At 67.9% G+C, this 2,481-nt stretch carries 4 protein-coding genes and 1 pseudogene; all 5 read right to left on the minus strand.

Features of this window, described 5'->3' with window-relative positions; genetic code table 11:
• Positions 1-150: 150 nt before the first annotated feature.
• Positions 151-456: a transposase gene (locus ABT001_RS35845; RefSeq protein ID WP_351285879.1), complete on the minus strand. Its 306-nt coding sequence runs from the start codon at positions 454-456 to the stop codon at positions 151-153.
• On the minus strand, positions 453-833 hold the full coding sequence (locus ABT001_RS35850; protein ID WP_351285881.1) for a hypothetical protein: 381 nt from the start codon (positions 831-833) through the stop codon (positions 453-455). Before ABT001_RS35850 ends, ABT001_RS35845 begins: the two co-directional genes overlap by 4 nt.
• A 41-nt stretch (positions 834-874) precedes the next feature.
• Positions 875-1,792, minus strand: a complete 918-nt coding sequence (locus tag ABT001_RS35855) for an IS3 family transposase (protein WP_351285883.1) — start codon at positions 1,790-1,792, stop codon at positions 875-877.
• A complete protein-coding gene (locus ABT001_RS35860) occupies positions 1,789-2,097 on the minus strand; it encodes a transposase (RefSeq protein WP_351285884.1) in 309 nt (102 codons plus the stop codon). Before ABT001_RS35860 ends, ABT001_RS35855 begins: the two co-directional genes overlap by 4 nt.
• 66 nt (positions 2,098-2,163) lie before the next feature.
• A pseudogene (locus tag ABT001_RS35865) lies at positions 2,164-2,481 on the minus strand (ISL3 family transposase); the annotation flags it as partial.

Consider the following 2,481-nt stretch of genomic DNA (forward strand, 5'->3'; position numbering starts at 1 on the left):
AGCGGCATGCCCAATGCCAAAGCATGACATCGCTGCCGCCTCTGCCTGTCCTGCAAGTCGCGCAGCCGGACGTGGCTGCCCGCTTTCACTGGGGGCAACAGCCTGAGGACAGGTATCGGGAGTCGCACCTCGAATAGCCACTGCGAGGCGCTACTGCAGCAGGATCATTTTCCGGAGCAGGTGGAAGCCGGCTCGGCCGTAGAGCTGCCTCTTGATCCTCTTGACGCGGTTCACGGCTCCCTCGACGCTGCTCGAGCTCCAGTCCAGGGTGAGGCCCGCGATCACGGTGTCGAGGTCTCGCCGCAGGTGGAGCGCGAAGCCAGTGAGCCCGGGCAGCCGGCTGGCTTCGACTGCGTCGATCCAGGCAGGGAGCATGGCGCCGAGGCGGCCGGGGAGCATCTCGCCGAAGTCCCGGACATGTCCGGCAGCCGTGTCCAGTTCCGGACAACGGGTCAAAGGTCCTTGAGGCCGATGCGGTCCTCCGCACTCAGGGTGGCGGGGTGGCGGGTGAGCCAGCCGGTCACCTGCCGTACGGTCGCTGGCCGTGGCGGTGCGGCGGACGGGTTCCTGCGCAAGGTGGCAATGTGGGCTCGTACCATCCGTAGGTGACGGGAGCCTGCTCGGCGACCAGTTCGGAGTTCAGTGACGCTGGTGCATCCCTCGGTGAATCGGCGCTCGAGGTAGGGCTTGTAGGGATCGAGTCTGCTGGGCCGGGGCCGGTTCTCGCGGATGGTGTCCTGCCAGCGTGAGGCGTTCTCGTACCGGAGGACGGTGTTGAGGCCCCAGCCCAGATGCCGGGCGATCGCCCGGCGCGAGCGCCCTTGGGCGAGCATCTCGTGGACCCGAGGTTCCCCCGTTACTCGGGAGGTGCTGATCAGCTGGTCAGAGAAGGTTGGCGGGGTTTCAGGTTCGCTCGTTCGGCCGTTGCCTGCTCGGCGTAGTGCTTCTCCTCGAACTCGATCGGGCTGAGGTAGCCGAGCCGCCTCTGGATGCGCCGGCTGTTATAGAAACCGTCGAAGTACTCGAAGAGCGCGAGGTTCGCCTCGGCCCTGGTGGCGAAGACACGGCTGCGGACGCACTCGGTCTTCGTCAGCATCCACAGATTCTCCGCGAGGGCGTTGTCGTAACTGTCGCCGACCGAGCCCATCGACGCCTCAATACCGGCCCGCAAAAGACGGGTTGTGAGCTTGATGGACGTGTATTGACAGCCGTGGTCGGCGTGGTGGACGAGCTTGCCGGGCTCGATCTCGCGGGAGGCGAGCGCGTACTCCAGGCTGGACAGGACCAGGTCGGCGTCCGCGCGGGCGGAAGTCTCCCAGGCCACGACCCGGCGGGAGAACGCGTCGCGGATCGCGGACAGCCACAGTGGTCCCTCGACGGTCGGGATCATCGTCAGGTCGGTGACCCACAGCCGGTTCGGTCTCTGGGCGGTGAAGTCCCGGTTAACGAGGTCCGGGGCGAGCGTGGACTTGGGATCGCGGCGCGTGAAGCCCTTGCGGCGTGGGCTGAGACCCGCCAGACCGGCCTCGCGCATCAACCGTTCGACGCGCTTGCGGCCCACGTGGACGCCCTCGCGTTTCAGTATGGCGTGCACGCGCGGCGACCCGTAGACGCCACCGGACTCGGCGTGGATCTCCTTGATCTGCCCGGTGAGCTCGATGTCGCGGCGCCGCCGCTCGCAGGGCTCCTTCTCGGCCCGGCGCCAGCGGTAGTAGGTGGAGGAGGCGATGGAAAGCTCCCGAAGTACGCACTCGACTCCCAGGTGCGGATGCTCGTCGAGGAGCGCGGTCACCTGGGCCGGGTCGGGTCGAGTTGCGCCGCGAAAAACGCCGAGGCCGTCCGCAGTACGTCGTTCGCCCTCTTGAGCTGGGCGTTCTCCTTCCTCAGGGCCATCAGCTCGGCGTGTTCGTCGGTGGTCAGCCGGTCATCACGCTCGCCGGCATCGGCCTCGGCCTGTCGGATCCAGCCCCGCAGGGCCTCGGGGTGGACGCCGAGATCGACGGCCAGCTTCTTGATCTGCGGCTTCGGATCCGAGGTGCGATACATCCGCACCGCACGCTCACGCAACTCCAGCGAGTACTTCCTGGGGGCAGCCATGGTCGATGTTCCTCTCATGAGAACCATCTGCCCCTCTGTCACCACCTTCCGCATCTCGGGGGAACCTCACCAGGGCGTGTGCGGCCTTCTTTCGAGCGGCCCGCCGGCCGACGGGCTTAGCGTCGTCTTGCGACCCCCTGAAGTCGGTAGGGTGGCCTCCGTCAGCGTGCCGCTGGGTGCCGGCGTGCGCAGACAGTCGCGGTGGGCAGCGACGCAGGTCTCCACGGCGCGGCCGAGGCCGACCTGCAAAGCGCCGGGTGCACCGTGCCGCGCGCCCTCGGTGTGGGCACCCGCCCGGTCCCGGCAGATGATCTCCACGCCGGGATGGCAGTCCAGCCAAGCTGCCAGCGGCCCGGCTTCACGGGTCGGGAGCACATCGACCAC

The organism is Streptomyces sp. NPDC002793, from assembly GCF_040295485.1.
In the GTDB taxonomy this organism is placed as follows: Bacteria; Actinomycetota; Actinomycetes; order Streptomycetales; family Streptomycetaceae; genus Streptomyces.

What these genes read in the sequence shown, in the direction of transcription:
- ABT001_RS35850 (WP_351285881.1), bottom strand. Translation starts at nt 833, where the DNA reads ATGCTCGCCCAAGGGCGCTCGCGCCGGGCGATCGCCCGGCATCTGGGC.
- ABT001_RS35860 (WP_351285884.1), bottom strand. Translation starts at nt 2,097, where the DNA reads ATGGCTGCCCCCAGGAAGTACTCGCTGGAGTTGCGTGAGCGTGCGGTG.